The sequence below is a fragment of the Natrialba sp. PRR66 genome, assembly GCF_034808065.1.
GTDB classification, from domain to species: domain Archaea; phylum Halobacteriota; class Halobacteria; order Halobacteriales; family Natrialbaceae; genus Natrialba; species Natrialba aegyptia.
Window position 1 is genome coordinate 429,327 of the sequence record NZ_JAXHGN010000004.1, and the last position, 23,864, is coordinate 453,190.

The window sequence follows — 23,864 nt, forward strand, 5'->3', positions numbered from 1 at the left end:
CACGGTTTACCCGCATACGAGTGTTCTCGAGAAAATGCGATGATCCTCGTTGTCGCATCCAGTACATCGATCATCTATTGACTGATATCTAGGACATCGTACAGCGCACGCTCGGTGTCGATCGTCAACAAGTGCTCGCGGTATTCGGCGCTCGCCTGCACGTCCGAAACGAACGCTCCGTCGTCAACCGTCGTACCGGCTTTGGCCGATGCCGAAGTGATCGTCTCCTCGGTAACCGCTTCCCCTTCGAGTTCGTCCTCGACAGCCGGCAGTCTCGCGGGAGCCGTCGTCGCGCCGGTGACGGCGACTCGAGCCTCCTCGATCGTCTCGCCGTCGGTTCGAAGCCAGACGCCGATACCGACCAACGCGTAGCCCGAGAGCGGATCTCGCCGTTTGCGGTAGCCGCTTACTGCATCGTCGGTGATCGGTATCTGAATGCCGGTGACGATCTCGTCATCGGCGACCGCCGTCTCGAACGGCCCCTTGAAGAGGTCGGTCGCATTGATCAGGCGCTCGTCATTCGACCCGCGAACCTCGAGCGAGCCGTCGAGCGCGAGCAGGGCGGCCGGCGGATCCGAACGCGCATCGCCGTGGGCGAGATTGCCACCGATCGTGCCGCCGTTTCGGACCTGTGGATCACCTAACTCGGCCGCAGCGTGGGCGAGCGCGACCGCGTGCTGACGGACGGTCTCTGAGTCGGCGATTTCGGCGTGTGTAGCGAGTGCGCCGATCGAGATGGTATTTCCATCATCACCCTCCTGGATCGTATTGAGCCCGCTCAGTTGACCGATATCGACGAGTGCTGGCGGCGATTCGTCCCCTGTTTTCATTCGCGGCAACAGCCCGTGTGCGCCGGCGACCAGTTCGGCACCGTCGTGGTCGCCGAGCAGTGTGAGCGCGTCGTCGACGCTGTCGGCGCGGTAGTAATCGAAGTCGTTCGTGTACATTACCGATCATCCTCCGTGGCCCGCCAGACCGACTCCGGTGTGATGGGCATGTCGAGGTGGTCGACGCCGAACGGCTCGAGCGCGTCCACGACGGCCGACACCACGGTCGGTGTCGCCGCAATGGTCGCCGACTCGCCGACGCCTTTCACCCCGATCGGGTTGTGCGGACTCGGCGTTACCGTGTTGTCCGTCTCGAACTCCGGTAGCTGCGTCGAGTGCGGGACAGCGTACTCGTCCATTTGGCGGGTCTGAAGGTGTCCGTCGTCGTAAGCCGCTCTCTCGTAGAGCGCGGCCCCGATCCCCTGTGCGATCCCGCCGTGGACCTGTCCCTCGACGATCATCGGGTTGATAATCTCGCCGCAGTCGTCGACCGCCACGTAGCGCTCGATCTCAATCTCGCCCGTTTCGGGATCGACCTCGACGACCGCGACGTGGGTGCCGAAGGGATAAGTGAAGTTCTCCGGATCGTAGAAGTTAGTCTCCTCGAGACCGGGGTCCATCCCCTCGGGAAGGTCGTGGCCGAGGTAGGCCTCGTGTGCGATCGTCTGGATGTGAATCGACCGATCCGGCGCGCCGGTGACGCGGAACTCGCCGTCCTCGAACTCGAGGTCGTCCGCGCTCGTCTCGAGCTGGTGGGCGGCGATCCGACGAGCTTTTTCCCGAACCTCGCGAGCGCCGCGAGCGATGGAGCCGCCGCCGACCGAGGCGCTTCGGCTGCCGTAGGTCCCCATCCCCTGCGGAATCCGATCGGTGTCGCCTTCGACGACGTCGACGTCGTCGACGGAGAGACCCAGTTCCTCGGCCGCGATCTGGGCGTAGGTCGTTCGGTGTCCCTGTCCCTGATCGGCAGTTCCCGCGAGGACCGTCACCGACCCCGTCGAGTCGAAGCGGACGATCGAACTCTCCCAGCCGCCAGCCTGTGCACCGAGATCTCCGGCGAGTCCGGACGGCGAGAGCCCCGCGGATTCAACGAAGTTACCGATCCCGATTCCGATGTACCGATCTTCGTCTCGAAGCTCGCGTTGGCGCTCGCGTAGTTCGTCGTAGTCGACGTGATCGAGCGCTAGGTCCATCGCGCGTTCGTACTCGCCGCTGTCGTAGACGAGTGCCGCCGCCGATTCGTAGGGGAACTCGTCGGGTTGGACGAGATTGCGCCGTCGCAGTTCGGCCGGATCCATCTTGAGTTCCCGCGCACCGACGTCGACGAGTCGCTCGATCACGTAGATTCCCTCGGCCCGACCCGCACCGCGATAGGCGTCGACGGGCGTCGTGTTCGTGAACGCGCCGACGACGCGACAGTGAATCGCCGGGATAGTGTACTGGCCGGAGAGAACCGTCGCGTAGAGGTACGACGGCGTTGCCGTGCCGAACTGCGAGAGCTGTGCGCCGAGGCCGGCGTGCGTTTCGACTCGAACTCCACGGATCGTTCCGTCGTCGTCGAGAGCGATCTCGCCGGTCGTCACGTGATCTCGGCCGTGGCAGTCGGTCAGATAGCTTTCCGAACGCGTTGCCTGCCACTTCACCGGTCGACCGAGTTGCATCGAACACCAGGCCGTCACAGCCTCGTCCGGATAGTGGTAGATCTTGCTCCCGAAGCCGCCACCGACTTCGGGAGCGATTACCTGAATCTTGTTCTCCGGAAGCCCCAGTGTGCCCGCCGAGAGCAGCATTCGGTGGAGATGGGGGTTCTGACTCGTCATCCAGAGACGAAGTTTCCCCGTCGCATCCTCCCAGTCCGCGAGGGCCGCACGCGGTTCCATCGCGTTCGGAATAATTCGTGGCTGTCGGAGGTCAACGCTCGCAACCCGATCGGCGTCGGCGAACGCCTCGTCAGTAGCGTCCGCGTCGCCGAGTTCGAAGTCGAAGGCAACGTTGTCCGCTGCCTCGTCGTGAACCGGGGGTACGTCGCGTTCGACGGCCTCGACCGGATCGGTGACGTGCTCGAGTGGTTCGTACTCGACTGTGATCTGCTTGAGTGCGTCGTGGGCTACATGCGGCGTCTCCGCGATGACGGCGGCGATACCCGTTCCCTCGTGACGGACCTTGTCCGTGGCGAGCATGCGATACTGTGGCTGGACGAGACCGGGAAGGTCCCACGCGGTCGGAATCGTGTTCGGAACGCCGCTTTCGACGACATCCTCGCCGGTGTACACCGCGATGACGCCGTCCATAGCCGCCGCACCACTAGTATCTATACTCTCGATTCGTGCGTGGGCGTGATCGGACCGACGAATAGCCAGATGAGTCGTTCCACGCAGGGAGATATCGTCGGTGTACTCCCCATCACCGGTCAGCAATGGAACATCCTCGCCGCGTTCGATGGCGGAGCCGAAAGCGCCACTACTACCGTCCCCGTTGGGTTCGTCAGCTGACTCCGTCGCTTCATTCGTATCCGCGTCACTCATCGTTGTCCACCCAACTGGTCAGCTGTGGCCTCGATGGCATCCACGATATTCTGGTACCCGGTACACCGACAGAGGTTCCCCTCGATCGCCTCCCGAATCTCTTCACGCGTTGGATCGTCGTTCTCACGGAGGAACGTGTCGGCGGTCATGAGCATCCCCGGCGTACAGTAGCCACACTGGAGTCCGTGTTGCTCCTGAAACTGCTCTTGGAGGGTCGTGAGGTCGCCGCCATCGGCGAGCCCTTCGACCGTTTCGATCTCCGATCCGTCGGCCTGGACGGCCAGGCGAGTACAGGACTTGATCGTTTCACCGTTCTCCCTGACGGTACAGGCACCGCATCGTCCCGTCTCACAGCCGACGTTCGCCCCGGTATAGCCAAGTTCATCTCGAAGTGCCGATACGAGCAACGTCCGCGGCTCGACGGTCAACTCGTGTTGTTCACCGTTAACTGTTATCGATATATTGTGTTCTGACATTCATAACCCTCGCAGTATGTGCCTTACTCATCCATGAGCATTGTTCTCGACGATCGTGTTAGAAACTCACATTCAACACTCACCATATCCAGGTAAATAGGTTTGCAACCGAAATACCAGATTTCAACGGCCAGTGCTGCAAAATATTCCCTCTAGCGCTGTCTCACAGTATCGGTTTCTCAGGGGAGGTCGGCAGGGGTATCAATGTCACGGACAACCCCTGGATCGTCGGTCGCAACGAGCGCCGACCGGTCTCCCTTGAGCAATACCGCACGTCCACCAGTGTCTCCTGAGACGTCCGCAAGCCGTTCGAAGTGACTCCTATCGAACAGCACTGGATTCCCGCGAGAACTGTCGTATGCTGCCGCGAGCGCCGTCTCGGGTCTCGTTCGATACGTCGTGACGAGAGTATCGACGGTTTCTGGGCTAACGAACGGCATATCACCAAGTGCAAACACCGCTGCAGCCACGTCGGACGTCTCGAGTGCATCGATTCCGACACCGATTGACGCGGCTTGGCCGCGAGCGTACTCGTCGTTTCGAACCAGCGTGACCGGCTGGTCCGCGAGTGCGTCTGCAACTCGGTCAGCCTCGTGTCCAATGACGACGATCACCGGATCGACCTCGCTCGCAACCATCGTCTCGACGGCGTGAGCGACGATCGGCCGTCCCTTGAGATCAACCAGGAGTTTGTTCGCCGCACCGAATCGCGAACTCGTTCCGGCGGCGAGGACAACGCCAGCAATCTCGTCGGATCCGTCTATTTGATTCTGATCGCCAGTCTGATTCTCCCGATGGTTCGTCGTCGGCTGACTACTCGAGGACGGTGTGATAATCGGGATTCCGTCGTTACCCATTCTGGCCTCCCTGCCGGTTCAGTCGGTTACAGGGGATGCTCCCTCGGATACCCACCGTCCATGTGGTCGTTCTATGGCTCCGACACGAAGAGCTATGATCCATAGCCACATGTGTGTGATGAACTACCAAATATATCCCGCTCGAGTACCTAGCCAATGTTCCGGACCTCCAACATGTTGTTCGAGTGAAGATTTAGCGTCTGGATCATTTCGGAATGAGATAGACTCCCAATGGTTATGAGAATCACTGGCCGTCGCTGGACCACGGCGCGACAATGGCTTCCCATAACGGTGAGCGATAACTGAGCCGACCACTCTCTCGTTCGCGGCGTTCACCGAGTCGGATCTCGGAGAACTCTTCGATCAGCAGGAGTACGCCGCGGCGGACGATATCGTCGTTCCGGTACTACTTGCACTTCGACTCGGGAAACCGCTACTTATCGAAGGGAAACCCGGGAGCGGGAAGACGCAGTTAGGAAAGGTCCTGGCGGCGGAACTCGAGACCGAACTCATTCGTCTACAGTGCTATGAGGGGTTGGCGGCCGAAAACACCCTCTACGAGTGGAACTACACGAAACGGTTGCTCTCGGTACAGGCCGGTGAGCGCGGTGTCACCGACGATAGCACGGTCTTTGACGAGGAATATTTGCTCGAACGACCGTTGCTCCGGGCGCTGTCGGACGATCGCGAGCAGCCTGCCGTCCTCCTCATCGGCGAAATAGACCGTGCCGACGAGGAGTTCGAAGCACTGCTACTCGAGTTCCTCTCGGAGTTTCAGGTTACGGTGCCGGAACTGGGGACGGGTAAGGCGTCGGTGCCGCCGATCGTCCTCCTCACGTCGAACCGAACGCGAGGACTGAGCGACGCGCGTGAACTACCCCACCCTACCGCTCGCCTGACGGCTCGCGCTTGAGGGTAGCGTGAGACCTTCGGTCTCACGGACCATGCGAACGGGCGCTTCGCGCCCGTGAGCAGATGGGGCTTCCTGCTTCAACGACGTTGTCAGACTGCGTCTGACAGCCCGTGAGATGCGATCTCACGAACGCGCTTTGCAGGAACCGAAGTGGTTCCCGTAGGGAGCGCAGTCTCCACAGGCGTTAACGAATCGCAGAGCGATTCGTTCTCACACCAGAAATCGAAGATTTCTGGGGATGTTGATTCGGAGCGTCCCGCTCCTAACTGCTTGATACCGTGAGAAAGAATGTTCCAGGCTGCGTTCCAGTCCCTGTCAGCCGTGAATCCACAGGAGGGACAGGAGTGTTCGCGGACCCACAACGGCTTGTCCGTCTCGGCACCACACGCCGCACACTCTTTGGTCGTTCCGGCTGGATCAACGGCGACAAAGTGCGTACCTTCGCGTTCGCACTTGTATTCGAGCATTCGGAGGAACGTCCCCCACGCCGCTCCGGAACGATTCCGAGAGTTGCCGTCGAGTTCGACCAGACCTTTCGCATCGAGGTCTTCGACCGCCACGAGGTCGTACTCGGTCGCGTAGTAGTTCGAGAGTTTGTGCAAGAAGTCTCGCCGCTTGCGCTTCAGGTCGGCGTGGCATTCGGCAACAACCCGACGTTGTTTTTCCCAATTCGCAGAGCTGTGTTCCTTCCGCGAGAGGTCGTGTTGTGCGCGTTCGAGTCGCTCACGTTCCTCGCTGAAGTCGGGACTCTCAATGGCGTACCCGTCAGTATCGTGGGCGTACTTGAGAATCCCCACGTCGATACCAACAACTTGCTCTGGTTTCTCAGGTTTCTCCGACGTTGCTTCGTCCACGTCGATACCGAACGTGGCATACCACTCGCCCGTGGGTTCTTGCTTGACCGTGACCTGTTTGATGGTCGCGTTCTCGGGAATGTCTCGGTGGAGGTGAATCGGAATATCACCGATTTTGCTTAACCACAAGACAGGCCGACCACTCGTATTCTTGAGTTCGAAGCCGGACTGGTTGTAGGTGAGCGACCGATACTCCCGAGAGGGCTTCCACTTGAGCATCCCCACAGCACGCCCGTTCTCCTTCTGTGCTTTGAGCGTGGAGAGATTGTCGTAGACGCGCTTGACGACCATCTGGAGAACTTTCGAGTGAACATTTCCGAGGTCGTCCCACCACGATTTGAGGTCGGGGAGTCGCCCCTGCACCTCGTAGCGGGCGGGGATGTCGTCTGCCTCGTTGAGCAGGTGGAGGACGTGGTTGTAGAGTTGCCTACAAGTATCGACGTGGTGCAGAAGCATCTCGGTGAGGGCTTCTGTCGGGTTGAGTCGATACTTGTAGTTGTACTGCATATCTTACTCGTCTGAATCGGGTTCGGAGACGCGGACGACTTTCACGTCGGCTCCGCGCCAGCGTTTGGGAACGATGACGTGGGCACTATTCCCCGACGGTTTTGCCGTCCCGTCGAGGACTTCTTCGCCTTCAATTTCAAACCTATCCATCACCAATGTATAGACTTTGGATAGACATAAAGGTAGCGGTGGGCCTGTGGGCCGGGCGGTGAACGTGTTTGAGAATCGTGCGGCGCTGTATCCCCTCCCTACTGCGCTACTCGGTCGCTTCGCTCCTTGCGTTGCTCCTTGAGGAAGGGGACTTAGCGCCTAATTCCAGTTAAACGGCGTTGTTTGTATCCCCACGTGGAATCGCCGTCGTTCTCGCCGATGTGAGCCGCTCTATCCTCGACAGTATCGACCGCGGATTCTTGCTGAGTGTTCTTCGACAGCTGTACGCCGACCGGCGATCCGTCCGGGTGTTTTTCTTTGATACCAGCCTCCGAGAGGTGACGGCACAGTTCGACGAACCGTCGGCCGACCGTGCCATTGCGGCCCTCGAGCGCACCTCATACAAGAGATCCCTCGCATCCAAGTACCGTACAGGTCGGTCTTATCGCGTATGACTCGGAACGAGATGCCACGAAATTGTTCCGTCGCACGGCTATCGCCGCACCGGAACCGTCTCCCCGACGGTCATCACCGGGGTTGAGTCCTCGGGACCGACCAGCATCAGCGCACCGTCAACACGACGTCGCGCCGGGAACAACGGCGCTTCTGGAATGCCGTAGTCGGCAGGAGTCCGAAAGTTTGCAGCGATGACCCACGTTCGAGCGAGCATGTTTCCCGTTCGGTCATCCGATCCGTCGGCGCCTTCAGGGTCGTTATTTCGATCCATCTCAGTCAGTTTCCGCGCTCGTACGGTCGTGGATCGGACCGCCTCGTCGGCTGAGGTGTTGCGGCGTTCGATCGTGAGTGACCGCGAGTACCTCCGCGACGATACTAACTGCGATCTGATACGGTGCGTCCCCGCCGAGGCTTAACCCGATCGGTGTGTAGATCCGCTCGAGTTCCGCGTCAGTGATCGGTCGGTCCTCGTCAGCGAAATCCTCGCGTATCTCTTCGAATCTCTTTTGCGGTCCCATCAGTCCGATGTACTCGATCGGCGTGTCCAGCAACTGCTCTAGGGCGAGGCGGTCATCGAGGAAGTTGTGACTCATCACCACCGCGTACGTGTCGGCGTTCCACTCTCGAAGGTCGGTCACCTCTCGTGGCGACGCGGAAACGACCGCGTCCGCTTGGGGGAACCGACCGTCGTCGGCACGGCCGCCGCGGAATGAGACGACCGTTACGCGGAAGTCGATGCGCGTCGCCAGCTCGACGACCGGCTCGACATCGTGACCGGAACCGAAGACGACGAGATCGGGCGGCGGGCGCACACCGTCTACGAACACATCGACGCTTCCAGCATCCGTCTCGACGGTCAACGTTTCGCTCTTCCCAGCCGCGACGAGCTTCTGCGTCGGCCCCGCGAGTTCGTCGGCAATCGACGCCGGAAGATCGGTGTCCTCGGCGAACCCGTCGTTCGGAACGTAATGTCCGCGATCGCCGACGGTGACGTCGTTCTCGCTCTCGGTACGGACGACGGTCGCGGCGCCGATCGCGTGGTCGGCCCGTCGAGCGTCAACGATGGGTCGGTACGACTCGTCGAGTGGCTCAAGCAGGACTGTTATCACGCCGTTACAGCCGATTCCGAGACCCCAGACATCGCCATCGCCGGTCAGATCCCACGTCTCGATGCGCGGAGCACCGTCGGCCAGCACATCGGTGGCCAGCGCACGGACCTCGTCTTCCAGACAGCCGGCGGTGATGCTGCCCGCTCCACCCCCCTCAGGGTGGATGAGCATCTTCGCACCCGGCCGGCGGTATGCGCTGCCCTCGACGGCAATCACCGTCGCCAAGACGGCCGCCGTGCCGTCATCGAGCGTCCTTCGTATCCGATCGAACACCGCCGTTTCGGGGAGACTCCAGTCGTTCGTACTCATGGTTACTGTGTTGTTCGGGTAGTTGTCTGTCGATCCAGTCGGGCGTCGAACTCGTAGCCGATTCGTCCGCCGGCCCCCTGTTGTCGGAGTTGGCGCGCCAGTTCGGCGACATCGTTCGGACCGGCAAATGCGAACAGACCGTCGAGATACGGAACGGCGGCGGCCATTCCGCGAGCGGTGGGCTCGTAGGACAGTGCCGTCGCCAACGGGTTTAACCATAGCACCCGCTCGGCCCGTCGATCGATCCACGAGAGTTCGCGTTCGAGGACGTCGACGTCGCCCCGTTCGAGGCCATCGCTGACGACGAACACGACGGTGCGTCGGTCCACGGCGTCGGGTGCCGTCTCGCGGAGCCGTTCGAACGAGCGTCCAATCCGCGTTCCGCCGCCCCAAGCGGTTTCCGCGGCTTCGAGCGCTTCGAACGCCTCGGTCGCCGATGGCGCGTCGACGGCCTCGGTCACGTCGCGGAGGTCCTCATCGAAGAAGAATACGCGAGCGTTCCGCCAGTCACGGCGGGCCCGCCGTAGGAACTCGATCAGGAAGCCGCGATCGACGGTGTCGAGAACCGATCGACTCACGTCGACCAGCAACACCGCGCGGATCGTCGTGCGTCGTCGCTCGCGCTTCGGAACCGAGAGGACAGTTCCGCCGGTGTTCACGCTCTCTCGGAGCGCCCGGCGGATGTCGGCGTCATCGGTTCCAGGACGGAACCGCCGCCCTCGCAAACTCGCAAGCGCTCGAGTCACGTCGCGGAAAGATATCTCGAGATCGCTCTCACGGGTGCGAAGTCGTCCGTCGACCATCTCAGGCGATCCCGACGGGCTGTACCGCGCCGTCGTCCCACCGGCTTTGTCATCGTCGTCGGTCGAATCGGGAACCGCCGCTGCGAACGACTCGGCGAGCGAACGGTCGGTACTGTGATCGTCGCCCTCGAAATCGGCCGGTACGTCCCCGGTGTCCTCGTCTGCGGCGAGGTCGCCGAGCGACTCGAGAGCCGCCTCGATCTCATCGCCGATCGGATGGGACGATCGTTCGTCCTCGAGGCCCGTCGTGAGCCGACGCCAGAACGCCTCGAACAGCCGATCGAATACCTCGAAATCGCCGCTATCCGTAAGGAGGGTGGCTCGCAACGCCGTTCGAACGCGGGTGCGATCCTCGATCCCCACCTCGCAAAGCGCTCTGGCTGCGGTCGTCCCTGCGTTGACCGGGACGGACGCGCCGCTGCGGCGAAGCGCGCGGACGAACCGGACGAGTTCCACTCGGACGTGGTCGTGGACGCCGTCGTTTGTGCGCTCGCTCACGGCTCACCCCTCGCCCGCTCGGCGGCGTCGAGCAGTTCCGTCAGGAGGGCGTCGTCGACTCGAGCTACGTCCTCTCCCGCTTTCAACAGACAACCGAGCGTGTTTCGGATCGTTTCGCGTTCGAGTCTCCCGTCGCCGTCCTCGCGCAGCGTGGCGATCGCTCGAGCCCAGTCGATGGTTTCGGCCGCGCCGGGCGGCTTCCGCAGCGGTTCCTCACGGAGCCGAGCGGCAATCACACAGAGTTCCGCTGTGACGATATCGTCCAGTTGCGGCACCTTCCGCCGGAGAATGGCGGTCTCTTTCTCGACGGACGGCGGTTCGACAAACAGGTAGAGACAGCGTCGCTTGAGCGCGTCGCTCAATGCCCTCGTTCGGTTGGACGTGACGATCACAACCGGCGGCCGGTCGGCTGCGACGGTTCCGAGTTCCGGGATCGACACCTGAAAATCCGAGAGCACCTCGAGCAGCAGCGCCTCGAACTCGTCGTCGGCGCGATCGATTTCGTCGACCAGCAGGACTGGCGGCCGACCGTCCGCGCTGCGAAGCGCCCGGAGCAGGGGCCGTTCCAGCAGGTACTCCTCGGAGAACACCGACGATTCGGGATCGTCCCCGCGCTGAACCGCGAGCAACTGCTTCGTGTAGTTCCACTCATAGAGGGCGTGTTCGGCGGTCAGACCCTCGTAGCACTGCAGCCGTATCAGTTCGTCTCCGAGACTTGACGCCAGCACTTTGGCGAGTTCCGTCTTCCCGGCGCCCGGTTCTCCCTCGACCAGCAGCGGTTTCCCCAACCGCAGCGCCAGGAGCACGGTGGTGACGATCTCGTCTTCGGCGACGTAGTTCTCCGCCTCGAACGCGGACCGGATGTTCGACTCTGTCAAGTCCGTGAACGCCGTGATCGGTTCGTCCGTCATGTTGGTAGTGTGGGTTCGGCGAGGGTCTCGCCGGGTTGTTCGACGTTCGATCCGTCGCGAAACACGTTCGCGTCCACATTCAATCCGCGGCCGCGGGTGCGGAGGTCCGGTTGATCGCCGCCTCGAGCGCGCGTTCAGTGTAGACTTCCAGCAGCTGAGCGCGGAACTCGCCCGACGCCTGCAGGTCGTCCATCATGAGCGTCGTATCGAGGTCGTCGGTCGCGCGGCCGGCCGCCGTCTCGATCGTCTCCTCGTCGAGCGACTCGCCAACCAGGGCCTCCTCGACCGGCTTGAGGCGCACGCCGTGATCCATCGCGCCGTTCGCACCGATTCTGGCCGACGCGACGGTTCCGTCCTCGACCGTCAGAAGGGCCGCGACGCCAACCATCGCGTACCCCGAGGACGGGCTCGGCTTCTTCGCGTAGGTGCCGACGGCGTCGGCCGCCGAGGGAACTTCGATCCGAGTGAGGATCTCGGTGGGACTGAGGTCCGTGGCGTACATCCCGTAGTAGAACTCGTCGGCAGGAATCGTGCGCTCGCCGTCGGAGCCCTGCACGACCAGCGTCGCGTCGGAGGCCAGCGCAGCGCCGGGGAGATCTGAGGCCGGGTCCGCGTGCGCGAGGTTGCCGCCGATCGTCCCCCGATTTCGGACCTGTCTGTCGCCTACCCGCTCAACCGCTGCGGTCAGTGCCGGCGCGTGTTCGTGCGCGTCGTCGGACGCGAGGACGTCACTATACCGACTCATGGTACCGACCGAGAGCGTGTCGCCATTAACGGTAACGCCGCGAAGATCGTCGATCTTGCCGATGTTGATCAAGACGTCCGGGCTCGAGAGACCGGTCTTCATCGCTGGGAGCAGGCTGTGGCCGCCGGCCAGTAACTCCGTCTCCTCCATCGCGTGATCTTCGAGTAGGTCGATCGCTCCCTCGACCGTCTCCGGCTCGTAGTAGTTGAACTCGTCGGGGTACATCAGTGCTCACCTCCGTCGCCATCGGCAGCTGTGTCGGAATCGTCCATCCCGCCGTCTGCGGCGGCGTCCGGCGTATCGGCCCCGGCATCGGCTCGTCCGTCGACAGCGTTCCATACTCGTTCAGCCGTCATCGGCATCTCGATGTGGTCGACCCCGAACGGTTCGAGTGCATCCGAGACCGCGTTCACAACGGCCTGTGGGGCAGCTATCGTTCCGGCCTCGCCGACCCCCTTGACACCGAGCGGATTGTGCGGACTCTCTGTGACGGTCGATCCCGTTTCCATCTCCGGAATATGCATCGCTTTGGGAACGGCGTAGTCCTGCATCGATCCGGTCATGAGCTGTGCGTTCGCGTCGTACTCCGCGCCCTCGTAAAGTGCCTGGCCGACGCCTTGGGCGACGCCGCCGTGGATCTGCCCCTCGACGATTTTGGGGTTGATCTGGTTGCCAACGTCGTCGACGGCGACGTACTGATCGAACTCGATCTCTCCCGACTTCGGGTCGACCTCTACGACCGCGACGTGGGTTCCGAACGGGAACACGAAGTTGTCCGGATCGTAGAACGACGTGGCCTCAAGGCCGGGCTCCATGTCCTCGGGGATGTCGTGGGCAAGATAGGACTGCTCGGCGACCGCCTTGATGCCGATCGACCGATCGGGCGCTCCTGCAACCTGGAGCTCGCCGCCCTCAAACTCGATGTCCGCGGGATCGGCCTCGAGCTGGTGAGCTGCAATCTCGCGTGCCTTGTCGACGAGTTTCTGTGAACTCTTGACTAGCGAACTCCCGCCGACCGCTGCCGATCGGGAGCCGTATGTCCCCATCCCGTGGGGGATCTCGTCGGTATCTCCCTCGACGACCTCGACGTCCTCGTAGGGGATGCCGAGTTCGTTCGCGACGATCTGCGCGTACGTCGTTGCGTGGCCCTGTCCGTGACCCGACGTGCCGCAGTAGGCCGTGACTGTCCCGGAGGGGTGGAACCGGACGAGACTCGACTCCCAGAGCCCGGCCTGTGCGCCGAGCTGGCCGGCGAGTTCGGACGGAGCGAGCCCGCAGGCCTCGATATAACAGGAGAAGCCGATGCCGAGGTATCGACCATCCGCACGGGCCTCCTCCTGGCGCTCGCGGAACGACTCGTAATCGACCATCTCGAGGGCCGTATCCAGTGTCTTCTCGTAGTCGCCGCTGTCGTAGACGACGGCGACCTGTGTCTGGTAGGGGAACGCGTCCTCAAGGACGAAGTTCCGCCGCCGGAACTCGGCGGGGTCCATTCCCACCTCCTCGGCACCGAGCTTCGCCAGCCGCTCGATTACGAACGACGCCTCCGGACGGCCAGCGCCCCGGTAGGCGTCGACCGGTGGCACGTTCGTGAACGCGCCTGTCACCGAGCAGTGGATCGCTGGGATGTCGTACTGTCCCGAGAGCAGTGTCCCGTAGAGGTATGTCGGGACAGCGGGCGCAAACGTCGAGAGGTACGCACCCAGGTTCGCCTTCGTGTTGACCCGGAGACCAATAATGTTACCGTCCTCGTCCATCGCGAGGTCGCCCGTCGTCACATGCCCCCGACCCTGCGCGTCGGTCTTGAACGTCTCCGTGCGGGTGGCTGTCCACTTGACCGGCCGTTCGAGGTGTTTGGCGACCCACGCCACCAGCGCCTCGTCGGCGTAGTGGTGGATCTTACTCCCGAACCCGCCGCCTACCTCCGGGGCCTTGATCCGCAGTTTGTGCTCTGGATGGCCAATCACCCCCGACATGAGCAGGCGGTGCAGGTGGGGGTTCTGGGAGGTCATGAACACGTCGAGTTCGTCCGTCCCGGGACTGTAGTCGGCGACGGCGGCCCGCGGTTCCATTGCGTTCGGGATGAGCAGTTGGTTTTCGAGTTCGATGCTAGCGGTGTGGGCGGCCGATTCAAACGCGTTCTCGGTCCGCTCGGCGTCGCCGATCTCCCAGTCGAAGGCGACGTTGCCTTCGGCGTCGTCGTGGAGTTCGGGCCCGTTGCCTTGAAGGGCGTCTGCCGGATCGGTCACGGCGTCAAGTCGCTCGTAGTCGACATCGATCGCGTCGACCGCGTCGTGGGCGACATACTGATCCTCAGCGACGACGACCGCGATCGCGTCGCCCTGATACCGGACGCGGTCGTCGGCCAGTATCGGATGGTCGACCTGTTGGAGATTGTCGAGCAGCCAGCCGACGGGCAGCGAGTACGAGCCACCGCCGGGTGTGTCCTCGCGATGGAGGTCATCGTGGGTATAGACGTCGACGACACCGTCCATTGTCTCGGCCTTGCTCGTGTCGACGTTCTCGAGTTCCGCATGGCCATGTTGACTCCGGAGGATCGCCATATGGACCATCCCCTGTAGCTGGATGTCGTCGGTGTACTCGGCGTCCCCGGTGATCAGCGCGGGATCCTCCCGACGTTCGATGGCCGATCCGAGGATGTCGGCGGCGTCGACTTCGTCCGGATCGAGCGACTCGATACTCATTCCGCGTCACCTCCGTCGGTCGGCCAGCGCACCTCTCCTTCACCGGCGCTGGAACGGCATTTGGAGTCGCCAGCACTACAACCGCCATCGGCGACGGCGCCGGCATGCAACTCGTCGGCCGCGTTCTCGACGGCGTTGACGATGTTCTGGTAGCCCGTACACCGACAGAGGTTTCCCTCCAATCCCTCACGGATCTCCTCGCGACTCGGATCGGGGTTCTCCTCGAGGAGATCGGTCGCCGTCATCATCATCCCGGGAGTGCAATACCCACACTGGAGTCCGTGTTCCTCCTGGAATCCATCCTGAATGGGGTGGAACTCGTCGTCCTCGGCTAGCCCTTCGACCGTCTTGATCGTCGCGCCGTCGGCCTGTACTGCCAAGACCGTACAGGACTTGACCGCGTCATCGTCGAGATGGACCGTACATGCGCCACAGAGGCTGCTCTCGCAGCCGACGTTCGTCCCGGTGTAGCCGAGTTCGTCCCGGATCGCGTGAACCAGGAGCGTCCGCGGTTCGACCGAGAGTTCGTGTTCTGTTCCGTTGACCGTCAGTGTGATGTCGTGTTCTGTTCCGTTGACCGTCAGTGTGATGTCGTGTTCAGTCATATCTTACGAGTCGCTCACGTCGCCTCTCGACCGGCCGAGTACCCTGTCAACCAGTCCTCGGTCGCTTCCGGTCGGGTCCGATTCGTCAGCCGAGGCATCGCCTTCGACGGCGAGCTGTCGCTCGCGAAGTTGGTCCTGTACGGACGAGAAGAATCGCTTTACTACCCGGTTTGCGACCGGGTTGACGACGCGTTGTCCCATCTGAGCGATCTTCCCGAAGACGTCGGCTTCGGTTTCCCATTCGACAGCGACGCCGTCGTCGGTCTCGGAGAGGGTCATTCCCGACGCCATCTCGAAAGAGCTGTTACTCGACGACCCCTCGCCTGCAGCGGACATTTCGGGATACTCGCGGTGATCGATCGTCACGACCGTCTCAAACGTTGGATTCACTGGCCCGACGCTGATCTGCATCAGTGCCGCATAGTGGCCACCCTCCTCGAACGCGCGTTCGGCGATTGACTCCGGATCAGCGGCCGGTTCGACCTCCCGATTGGTCACTTCGTCGTGCAATTCGTCGAAGTCGACATCGGTATCGTCAACGCGCACCAAAAACTCACACCCCGGTAACGACTGCTCGACCAACACCGGATCCGATAACGCGAGCCATACCTCGTCGACGGTCGTTTCTTCGAGTTCGAAGGTTCCACTGAATTCCATGCTAGTATCAACTGGCGTGTGCCAGACTGTGACGTGGTAACTCAATACACACAAACATAATGCTTTGCTTTTTAGCAGCAAGAAGGTGGTTTTGAAACTATATTTGGTTAATCAGCAGCGGAGATGTAACCAGTCTGAGAACCACACACGAAGGGCGAGAAGGTAATTGACGAGAGCCGCGCGAGAACGAAATAGCGGTGTTGGACGCGTTCGGCAGACAAAAGCAATCATGCGTTCGACGAGCGAGAGAAAGCGACCCTGCATCAGTCGATCGTCGTCCACCGCGGATCGTTCGATGGATCAGCGTCAATGAAGCACCAAACATAACGTCGCGCCGATTGATGCCGTGCCCGGATCGAATGAACTCGTCTTCGAGCGACATGGCGTGTACTATGAGACCGATGATGATCAGCCGGTCGCGTCGTCCAACGGTTTGACGCCGCGGCAGACGAGGGCCCAGAGTACACCGATGGAGACACACGTAAACACCTGCGAGACCCATGGATCGCCACTGCGACGGTGGTTCTCGCCCCATTGAAGCATCTCAAAAGACAAGTCCACACAGTATCTCCGAGCGGTCCTGCTACGTCGCAAACTCTTGCGAAAACCTGGAAGAGTAGCGCTCAAAGAACCCATCAATGCAACGCTGTGAGATCAACAACATGCTACACCTATGAAAGCCTGCGACCCGATCAAACCACGCCTTCGTTCGTATAGTTTTGGGAGAGACTGTAGCATTTCCACTCAGAGGGCTGTGGTGAATCGTCATACTGCGGTGGATTTGCTTAGCTCACAACACGCTTGATGTTGTAGACGGAACACATCAGAACGGTTTCACGTAATTCCCGATAGCCAGCTTCGCGCACTCACGGCGCCGCCGAGCGTGCGTTGATCACCGAGAAGACAGTCTCAGACAACGCTCGATGGCCGTAGAGAGTTCCATCGACCTGCGCGTTATACGCGTGATCGATGGGACGGAACTCACGATGCTTGATTAGCGGTCTCACACTTTTTTCCCTCAGATCATCGCGTAATTGCTGCCAATCGTAGCCTTTGTCGGCGGCTAGGCTGTGCAACTCGCCCGTGTTGCGGCGTGGCTCGCCGTGCGGAACGGCCCAAAGCGCTGGAACGCGAAAGCTCGCGAGGGCGCAACCGAAAACGCGCTTAATGCTGGCGTCGAGACCAGATTCATTTTAGCCCGGAACGGGCGCTCGCGGTGTGGAGAGCGCCCGCATGCCCGGAACGGTCGGTCACGAGCGACGCGGAGGGCGGAATGCGGCGAGCGGGGCGGGCCATCGAGAAACACCCGGCTATCCAGTTCCGGCGCTCGTGGCCCCCCCTTCCTCTTGGTGGACTCAGAAAGGGCGAGGCTGTCTCGGTCACCGGGAGAGCAGAGCACTCCCGATCTCACGGCGCAAACGCCGTGAACGTCCCCCGACTCCGCAAGCACCGCAGGCACAAGGAGCACAGCGTGGTCTTTGTGAGCGCAGCGAACGAAGGCAGAGAAGTCGCAGCCCGCGCAACGTAGTGAGCAGGACTGTCTTCCCGTGGTCGCGGGATGCCGAGCGGCCGAGGGCTTTCTATTCGTTCTCGGCCACCGTCTGCAGTCCGACGGTGGTATCAATTCCATGGATTGAGACATCCTCACATGTATTACTGCGAACAGACGCACTCGTGCTGTAGTGACGCATAATCCAGACGCTCTTGTGTAGCACGTTGTTGATTTCACAGCGTTGCGTTGATGGGTTCTTTGAGAGCTTCTCCCCCTGGTTTCCGCAGTAACTTTCGTCGAAGTTGGAACACTCAGAGATACTGTGTGAGCCTGTCTTTTGAGATGCCTCGATGAGGCGAGAGCCACGGTTGCAGCAGCGATCCGTGGCTCTCGCAGGTGTTGACGTGAACGTCTTCGTCGGCGTATTCGCTGTCGCCATGGACGACGTATTCGCGGTCAAATGCGTCGTCCTCGGCCAGCGGATCGTAGGCACAAAATCCGTCCGTGTAGATGGTTAGTGGCTCCTTCTCGCGGTTTGCGAGAAGGTGCCAAATCGTCGGTTCATCGACGGATTTCGCTGGGATCACGTACCGATTGCCGGTACCACGATCGACGATCATGAATACTGGCGGTTTGTCTTGGTCGTACGATCCTCGCCCACGCGTGGACAGGCCACGCGAGCGCGACTCTTGGTCGCGCTCGCGGCCTTTCAACCCTGCAGAAACGTAGACCTCGTCGATTTCGACCGGCCTGACGAGGTCAAGTGACGGTGCGTCGAGCGCCTTTGTGAAGCGCTCGACGCGCTGGTAGATCGTTTTGTACTGAACATCGATCTCTAGCTGAAGTTGGCGAAGACTCGTGTTAAACCGGAGAAACGCATAAATCGAGAACAGCCACTTCCTGAGCGCGACCTTCGAATGGGCAAAGATCGTGCCGGTCTTATCGTTGAACGTGCGGTCACAATTCTTACAGAGATAGCGCTGAAAGTGCCCATAGCTGCCGTTCTTGACCGTCAGGTCAGAACGGCAGCGAGGGCAAGTAACACCGTTACGCCAGCGAACCTGCTGTAACAGGTCCGCTGCGACCGATTCCGACCCAAACACATCGAGCGAAATCATGCCTAACGGACACCGCGTCAGCGGTGTCCTTGCTCTCTTCGATTCCACAGCGACAGCTGAGCAGTATCAACAATCTCCTACAGAAGAGCGTTTACGGATTGACTGCCACGTCGAAAGACCCCCATCCTATTTAGAAATCTATGTACCTCTGTCTTCAGATATATAGATAATAGCAAACTTCAAACCGATATCAGCCAACGACCGATCTGTATGTCGGAGATGGCTACAGAGAATACAAGCTGGTTCAGCTTTGGTCAACGGGATATGACAGTGTTCATTTTCGTCATGTCCCTCAGTGGACTACAATACGCAATAACAGAGGTATTACCCGAATTCGATGTCGGACCGTTGGAACTGGGTGTTGGTGATTTTATCTTTATACCGATCGTGCTGGTGTTGCTGTTTCGAACCTTCTGGGCTGCACTGGCGGTTCCGATGGGGGAAGTTGTCTTCGAGGACATTCTGTTGGGCGACTTCAACGGGCTCGGAGTAATAGAAGATTTGCTTCTCGTTTCGACATGTTTCTTTTTCGCGGCACTGCTGTTCCAAGACCCGAAAAACCGCCGTCAACTCGCTGCAGTCGTCCTCATTGCTGAGGGTCTCAACGAGTTCATCGCCATGTTCGTCGATATCGGGAAGGTGTACATCGGCGTTGAAGAACTAGAAGCAGTGCCGGGACTCCCCGAGAGCATACTCGTTCTCGAGGGTGTCGACTTTATCACGCAGATGGTAATTACGGGAATCATCTTTGGGGTTATTCCGGCACTCTATCTCTATCCAAAACTCCACGGAAAGATTGAGCCGCTGATGGGGATGGAACCATACAATGGGACGCGGGGGGCGTCCATGGTACGTGGCTTCTCGTGGAAGGCAGCGCTGTCAGTATTGATTGCGTTCCCCCTTGCGTTCGGATTCGCGGCGGCTGAGGAATCCGGCTTCGGGCTGAACATCGTGTGGGAACCTGAATTCCTAGACGCGTACGGTGAGACGTTTATTGCGGCCCCAATAATTGTGGCCGCTCTCGTCGCGGTCGTCGTCTGGCAGCGTGCAAAACACTCCACGTAAACAGGTGTGAAAATGGCAAATACAGCTATCGATGTGTCGGATGTCACCTTCCGATATCCAGGGGTTGACGAACCGATATTAGAGAATGCGGATTTGCGTATCGAGTGTGGTGAGTTTATCGCTATCCTGGGAGGAAACGGGAGCGGGAAGACAACGCTGTGTAAAACGTTCAATGGACTCGTTCCGAACTTCTTTGAGGGCGATTTCGACGGTCGAGTACGTGTCGCCGGGCAGAATACCCGTGATGCGTCCGTTGCAGACCTCTCCCGTGATGTCGGCTACGTGTTTCAGGAGTTCGAAAATCAGCTCGTAACGCCGACCGTCTACGACGAAATGACATTCGGACCGGTCAATTACGGGCAAGACGATTACCGCGAACGGGCACTCAACACGCTCTCTCAGTTAGACATCGAAACGGTCGATGGCCGGTTCATATGGGAGTTGAGCGGTGGTCAGCAGCACCTGGTTGCCCTCGGTGCAGCATTGACGATGGATCCGGACATCCTCGTTGTCGACGAACCGGCAGCACAACTTGATCCCGTCCGTGCACACAAAACATACGAACGGTTACAGGCGCTAAACGAGAACGGAATAACGATCGTCACGATCGAGCACCATACCGAATTCATCGCCGAGTACTGCGATACCGTCGCACTGGTTGCTGACGGCACCGTCAAATGGAAGCGACCGACTGACGAGGGACTCAATCGAATCGAAGAGCTACGAGAGCACCGTATTCATCCACCCCAAGTAACTCGAGTTGCCCGAAAGATCGAGAAGGGAGGGAGTTTACCGACGACATACGCCGATGCGATCAATCGGTACCGATCGTTCGAGCACGAAACAGGTCAAATAGACGACCACGAAATTGCTCGAGAGCAATCGAGAGATGAGCCAATCGTCTCTTTCCGGCACGTCGATCACGGGTATACGACGCTTCGCGATGGGGATGTGCGAGTACTCGAAGACTTTTCGTTGGACCTCTATCCGGACGAACGGATCGCTCTCGTCGGTGCGAATGGTGCCGGGAAATCGACGTTGTTACGGTTGATTACCGGTATCGAGAAGCCCAATGCTGGGCGCATAACTATCAACGAAACCGACACCGAGGATGTCCTTCCGGAAAAACTGGCAGCAGACATCACCTACGTCGATCAGAATCCGGAGGACATGTTTATCCAGGACTCGGTCCGAGGAGACATTTCCTATTATTTACGAGAACGTGACGTAGCGGATGTCGAGGAACGAGTTGATGAGGTGATCGAGTTTCTGGATCTCGAACAGCTACAGGACCGTGACGGCCGATTACTGAGTGTTGGCGAGCAGCGTCGCGCATCGCTCGGGATCGGGCTAGCGACAGATCCATCGATCGTGTTGTTCGACGAACCGACCGGGAGTCTCGATCTAGCAAGTCGCCGTGAAGTCGAACAGACGATAAACCGCGCTGAAAACCGCGTAGAGACGGTTATTATTGCCACACACGACCTCGAACTGGTCGCCGAATGGGCGACGCGGGTGATCGTTTTGAACGATGGTGCCATCGAAACGGACGGGACGCTGAGAGATGTATTTCCCAACCTCGACCTTCTCGAACGGTGTAATCTGCGGGCACCGCAAGTCGTTCGACTGAGCGACGACCTCGATATCTCACCGCCTGCGATGACCGTCTCTGAGTTGGCCGATAGGCTCTCCAGGCGCTCACCGGAACTCGAGGAGGTCAACCGATGAGCTACCAAGAAGAGTTCCGTAATGCACTGTCGATCGAGTCGTTGAAGCAGGATTTGCTCCGCACTGCGTACGACAACGAGGGAACGATCTTCAATCGGCTCGATCCTCGCGTGCTACTCACGTGGTACGCCGCATTCCTTGTTATTCCATGGTTGTTTTACGATATGCGGATTCTCGGTGGGCTGCTCACATTTGTTTCCGTCCTCGCGGTAGTGTCCCGGGTCAGCAAGTACCTCATCGCGCTACTTGCGTTCGGCGTCATCACGAACGTACTCTTGTATGCGTTCGTAACAGTGCTGATGGGCGGGAGTTTCGTACAGAGTGCGATGGCGCTGGTCCCATACACGACGAAACTGACGATCATCTCGGTGACGTCAATTGCCGTGTTCTCCGGGATGTCTCCGAAGAACATCAGCCGCGCATTCATGAGCATTGGTATTCCACGCCAGTTCACGTTCGCGATCAGTTACGGATACCGGATGTTGCCTGTTCTCATCGAGGAGTACCACGAGACGGTGAACGTCTACCGGCTTCGAAGCCGTGCACCGGAATCTCCCGGGCGTTTCAAATGGCGATATTACGTGTACCTGATCCGACTCTCGATTAGGGCGTTCTATCCGATGATCTTCGACGTTGCAAAACGAAGTCGCGTGACGGTCGAAGCACTCGAAACGAGAGGATTCTCTCATTCGTTAGAGAACGATAAAAGCCGTGAGTTGCAGTTAGGTGACCTTCGCGTCGGCCAGTTTGACGTTCTCTTCATGGGTGGCTCATTGATCGTCATTGTAGGTATTATTCTTCCGTTCGTGTAGTCGTTCGTCATATTTTGTCAATTCAATTGCTTCCAGTAGAATCGGAACGCAGACACCAGAAATCGATCATAATACATGAGAACTGCATTCGACGAATTCCTAACGACAGCGAAGACAGCAGCGACGGAGGCAAGTACGCTACTCCGAGCAAACTTTCAGTCCACCTACGACATTACGCAGAAACAGGAGGGGACGCTAGTAACGGAGGTCGACCTCCGTGCCGAGCAAACGATTCGTTCGATTATCATGGAGGCCCATCCGGAGCACGCGATTATTAGCGAAGAGGCTGAGCGAGATGGATCCGCGCGATTCACGTGGGTCGTCGATCCGCTCGACGGGACCGCAAATTACGTTACCGGTTTCGAACATTATTGCGTGTCAATCGCGTTGCTGGACAAGGGAGAACCGATTGTCGGTGTCGTTGTCCATCCCCAACGCGAGGATACGTACACGGCGGTCGCGGGTGGTGGAACTCGACGGAACGGACGACGAATATCCGTGTCGTCAGTTGACTCACTTCCGGAGAGTACCGTGCTATTCGGAATTTCGCCGCCGATCGTCCATGACAGCCGGCTACGTCGGTTGTATCAGCACCTCTTTCCCCCCGAGCGATCGCAGGGACTTCGCCAACTCGGAGCCGGTGCATGCGATCTTTCATTTGTTGCGAACGGAACGTTCGAGTGTTTTCTAGACAAGTATACATCACCCTGGGACGTTGCTGCGGGAAGTTTGCTCGTCAAGGAAGCCGATGGCAAGGTAACCGATTGGAACGGATCGACGGTGAATTTCATGGCCGAGGAGCGGGAAGTCGGCATTATCGCCTCGAACGGACGCGTTCACGGGGAGCTGCGTCACCTCTATCGAAACGAAGCGGCGAGCCTCGATACAAACTGAATCGCCGTTTCGGGACGCCACTCAATCACCCTGATTGCTCGAAGAGATAAGTGAGACAGCTTCCTGATGAATTTGCGGATTCGACGCAAGGACCATCTCGCGGTTACTACTGTCCAGTTGCTCAATCCGGGTGACTTCCCCGCCAGCCTCCTCAATGATCTGTATCCCCGCGGCCGTGTCCCATACGCTGAGCACCCGCTCGAAGAAAATGTCGAACTTCCCGTTGGCAACCATTGCAAGCTCAGCAGCGGCGGATCCGAACCGCCTTACCCCTTGAGTCTGGTCAAGCAGTGAACGGAACTGGTTGAAGTTTTGTGACTTGATCGTCGTTGGATCGAACCCCGTAACCACTAATGCATCCGAGAGTGTGGTTGTCTCCGAAACCGAAATAGGGCGACCGTTCAGGTACGCCCCCTGTCCTTCGATAGCTGTAAATAGCTTATCCGAAGGAATATGATAGACGACGCTTACGTCTGCTGTCCCCGCACCCTCGAACGCGATCGACACGGAATAGTGAGGAATACCGTTGAGATAGTTAACCCGTCCGTCCAGCGGATCAACGATCCATCGCGGTTTCGTTGCGAACTCCGGATAGCTTTCCTCTGAAATCACGTTGTGTTCGGGAAAGTGACGCTCGAGTTCGTTTAAAATAGCTTTTTCAGTGGCTAAATCACAGGTTCTATCCGTTTCTTGGCCTGCTACGCGATTGGTGTGATGCTCGTCCCAAAATGCAAGCGCTTCAGCACTGCGACGGGCAGCTAACAGCGCAGCCCAAAGGTGTGGATGCCGATCCATACGGTTTGTGCCCAGTTAACCGCCTATTCGTTTGCTATGTGTGCTATGTGGAC

20 protein-coding genes and 4 pseudogenes are annotated in these 23,864 nt (G+C 59.6%); 7 read left to right on the plus strand and 17 right to left on the minus strand.

Going from position 1 to position 23,864, the window contains the following annotated elements; translation table 11 throughout:
• Positions 1-74: 74 nt before the first annotated feature.
• The 4 genes from SM755_RS16015 to SM755_RS16030 form a co-directional block, all read right to left on the minus strand.
• A complete protein-coding gene (locus SM755_RS16015) occupies positions 75-947 on the minus strand; it encodes a xanthine dehydrogenase family protein subunit M (protein WP_323173553.1) in 873 nt (290 codons plus the stop codon).
• A complete protein-coding gene (locus tag SM755_RS16020; protein WP_323173554.1) occupies positions 947-3,352 on the minus strand; it encodes a molybdopterin cofactor-binding domain-containing protein in 2,406 nt (801 codons plus the stop codon). Before SM755_RS16020 ends, SM755_RS16015 begins: the two co-directional genes overlap by 1 nt.
• Positions 3,349-3,828: a (2Fe-2S)-binding protein gene (locus SM755_RS16025; protein ID WP_323173555.1), complete on the minus strand. Its 480-nt coding sequence runs from the start codon at positions 3,826-3,828 to the stop codon at positions 3,349-3,351. The genes SM755_RS16020 and SM755_RS16025 overlap by 4 nt, the downstream gene beginning before the upstream one ends.
• A gap of 179 nt (positions 3,829-4,007) precedes the next feature.
• Positions 4,008-4,685 carry a nucleotidyltransferase family protein gene (locus SM755_RS16030; protein WP_323173556.1) on the minus strand — a complete coding sequence of 226 codons (678 nt, stop codon included), beginning with the start codon at positions 4,683-4,685 and terminating at the stop codon, positions 4,008-4,010.
• Between the two features lie 298 nt (positions 4,686-4,983).
• On the opposite strand from SM755_RS16030, the pseudogene SM755_RS16035 reads away from it, so the two are divergent.
• Positions 4,984-5,553, plus strand: a pseudogene (locus SM755_RS16035) (AAA family ATPase); the annotation flags it as partial.
• A 134-nt stretch (positions 5,554-5,687) separates the two neighbouring features.
• On the opposite strand, the gene SM755_RS16040 reads toward SM755_RS16035, so the two are convergent.
• The gene (locus SM755_RS16040; protein WP_323173557.1) at positions 5,688-6,959 is read right to left on the minus strand and encodes a transposase; all 1,272 of its coding nucleotides are present in this window, start codon (positions 6,957-6,959) and stop codon (positions 5,688-5,690) included.
• 3 nt (positions 6,960-6,962) lie between these two features.
• The gene (locus SM755_RS16045; protein WP_152417768.1) at positions 6,963-7,112 is read right to left on the minus strand and encodes a DUF2080 family transposase-associated protein; all 150 of its coding nucleotides are present in this window, start codon (positions 7,110-7,112) and stop codon (positions 6,963-6,965) included.
• 176 nt (positions 7,113-7,288) lie between these two features.
• On the opposite strand from SM755_RS16045, the gene SM755_RS24485 reads away from it, so the two are divergent.
• Positions 7,289-7,564 (plus strand): VWA domain-containing protein, encoded by a 276-nt coding sequence (locus tag SM755_RS24485; RefSeq protein ID WP_369335253.1) that lies wholly within the window; start codon positions 7,289-7,291, stop codon positions 7,562-7,564.
• A 38-nt stretch (positions 7,565-7,602) separates the two neighbouring features.
• Here the strand turns inward: SM755_RS24485 and SM755_RS16050 are convergent, their stop codons facing one another.
• The 8 genes from SM755_RS16050 to SM755_RS16085 form a co-directional block, all read right to left on the minus strand.
• Positions 7,603-7,836: a hypothetical protein gene (locus SM755_RS16050; protein ID WP_323173558.1), complete on the minus strand. Its 234-nt coding sequence runs from the start codon at positions 7,834-7,836 to the stop codon at positions 7,603-7,605.
• A 1-nt stretch (position 7,837) separates the two neighbouring features.
• Positions 7,838-8,983 (minus strand): XdhC family protein, encoded by a 1,146-nt coding sequence (locus SM755_RS16055; protein ID WP_323173559.1) that lies wholly within the window; start codon positions 8,981-8,983, stop codon positions 7,838-7,840.
• Positions 8,984-8,985: 2 nt separating this feature from the next.
• Positions 8,986-10,284 (minus strand): VWA domain-containing protein, encoded by a 1,299-nt coding sequence (locus SM755_RS16060; RefSeq protein WP_323173560.1) that lies wholly within the window; start codon positions 10,282-10,284, stop codon positions 8,986-8,988.
• On the minus strand, positions 10,281-11,195 hold the full coding sequence (locus tag SM755_RS16065) for a MoxR family ATPase (protein ID WP_323173561.1): 915 nt from the start codon (positions 11,193-11,195) through the stop codon (positions 10,281-10,283). Before SM755_RS16065 ends, SM755_RS16060 begins: the two co-directional genes overlap by 4 nt.
• Before the next feature lie 79 nt (positions 11,196-11,274).
• Positions 11,275-12,165 carry a xanthine dehydrogenase family protein subunit M gene (locus tag SM755_RS16070; protein WP_323173562.1) on the minus strand — a complete coding sequence of 297 codons (891 nt, stop codon included), beginning with the start codon at positions 12,163-12,165 and terminating at the stop codon, positions 11,275-11,277.
• Positions 12,165-14,645 carry a xanthine dehydrogenase family protein molybdopterin-binding subunit gene (locus SM755_RS16075; RefSeq protein WP_323173563.1) on the minus strand — a complete coding sequence of 827 codons (2,481 nt, stop codon included), beginning with the start codon at positions 14,643-14,645 and terminating at the stop codon, positions 12,165-12,167. Before SM755_RS16075 ends, SM755_RS16070 begins: the two co-directional genes overlap by 1 nt.
• Positions 14,642-15,250, minus strand: coding sequence for a (2Fe-2S)-binding protein (locus SM755_RS16080; RefSeq protein ID WP_323173564.1), 609 nt, complete (start codon positions 15,248-15,250; stop codon positions 14,642-14,644). Before SM755_RS16080 ends, SM755_RS16075 begins: the two co-directional genes overlap by 4 nt.
• 3 nt (positions 15,251-15,253) lie before the next feature.
• Complete coding sequence (locus SM755_RS16085; RefSeq protein WP_323173565.1) at positions 15,254-15,907, minus strand: SRPBCC domain-containing protein; 654 nt, start codon at positions 15,905-15,907, stop codon at positions 15,254-15,256.
• 472 nt (positions 15,908-16,379) lie between these two features.
• On the opposite strand from SM755_RS16085, the pseudogene SM755_RS16090 reads away from it, so the two are divergent.
• A pseudogene (locus SM755_RS16090) lies at positions 16,380-16,559 on the plus strand (IS1595 family transposase); the annotation flags it as partial.
• A gap of 133 nt (positions 16,560-16,692) precedes the next feature.
• Here SM755_RS16090 and SM755_RS16095 read toward each other — a convergent pair.
• Positions 16,693-17,001: pseudogene (locus SM755_RS16095) on the minus strand (transposase); the annotation flags it as partial.
• A 631-nt stretch (positions 17,002-17,632) separates the two neighbouring features.
• Positions 17,633-18,517 (minus strand): annotated as a pseudogene (locus tag SM755_RS16100) (IS1595 family transposase).
• Between the two features lie 219 nt (positions 18,518-18,736).
• On the opposite strand from SM755_RS16100, the gene SM755_RS16105 reads away from it, so the two are divergent.
• The 4 genes from SM755_RS16105 (at position 18,737) to SM755_RS16120 (ending at position 23,016) form a co-directional block, all read left to right on the plus strand.
• Entirely contained in the window at positions 18,737-19,582 is an 846-nt protein-coding gene (locus tag SM755_RS16105) for a hypothetical protein (RefSeq protein WP_323173566.1), read from the plus strand.
• Positions 19,583-19,594: 12 nt separating this feature from the next.
• Positions 19,595-21,310: an ATP-binding cassette domain-containing protein gene (locus SM755_RS16110; protein WP_323173567.1), complete on the plus strand. Its 1,716-nt coding sequence runs from the start codon at positions 19,595-19,597 to the stop codon at positions 21,308-21,310.
• Positions 21,307-22,122: an energy-coupling factor transporter transmembrane protein EcfT gene (locus SM755_RS16115; RefSeq protein ID WP_006667457.1), complete on the plus strand. Its 816-nt coding sequence runs from the start codon at positions 21,307-21,309 to the stop codon at positions 22,120-22,122. Before SM755_RS16110 ends, SM755_RS16115 begins: the two co-directional genes overlap by 4 nt.
• 75 nt (positions 22,123-22,197) lie before the next feature.
• Entirely contained in the window at positions 22,198-23,016 is an 819-nt protein-coding gene (locus SM755_RS16120; protein ID WP_323173568.1) for an inositol monophosphatase family protein, read from the plus strand.
• A gap of 21 nt (positions 23,017-23,037) precedes the next feature.
• Here the strand turns inward: SM755_RS16120 and SM755_RS16125 are convergent, their stop codons facing one another.
• Positions 23,038-23,811 carry an inositol monophosphatase family protein gene (locus tag SM755_RS16125; RefSeq protein WP_323173569.1) on the minus strand — a complete coding sequence of 258 codons (774 nt, stop codon included), beginning with the start codon at positions 23,809-23,811 and terminating at the stop codon, positions 23,038-23,040.
• Positions 23,812-23,864 lie beyond the last annotated feature (53 nt).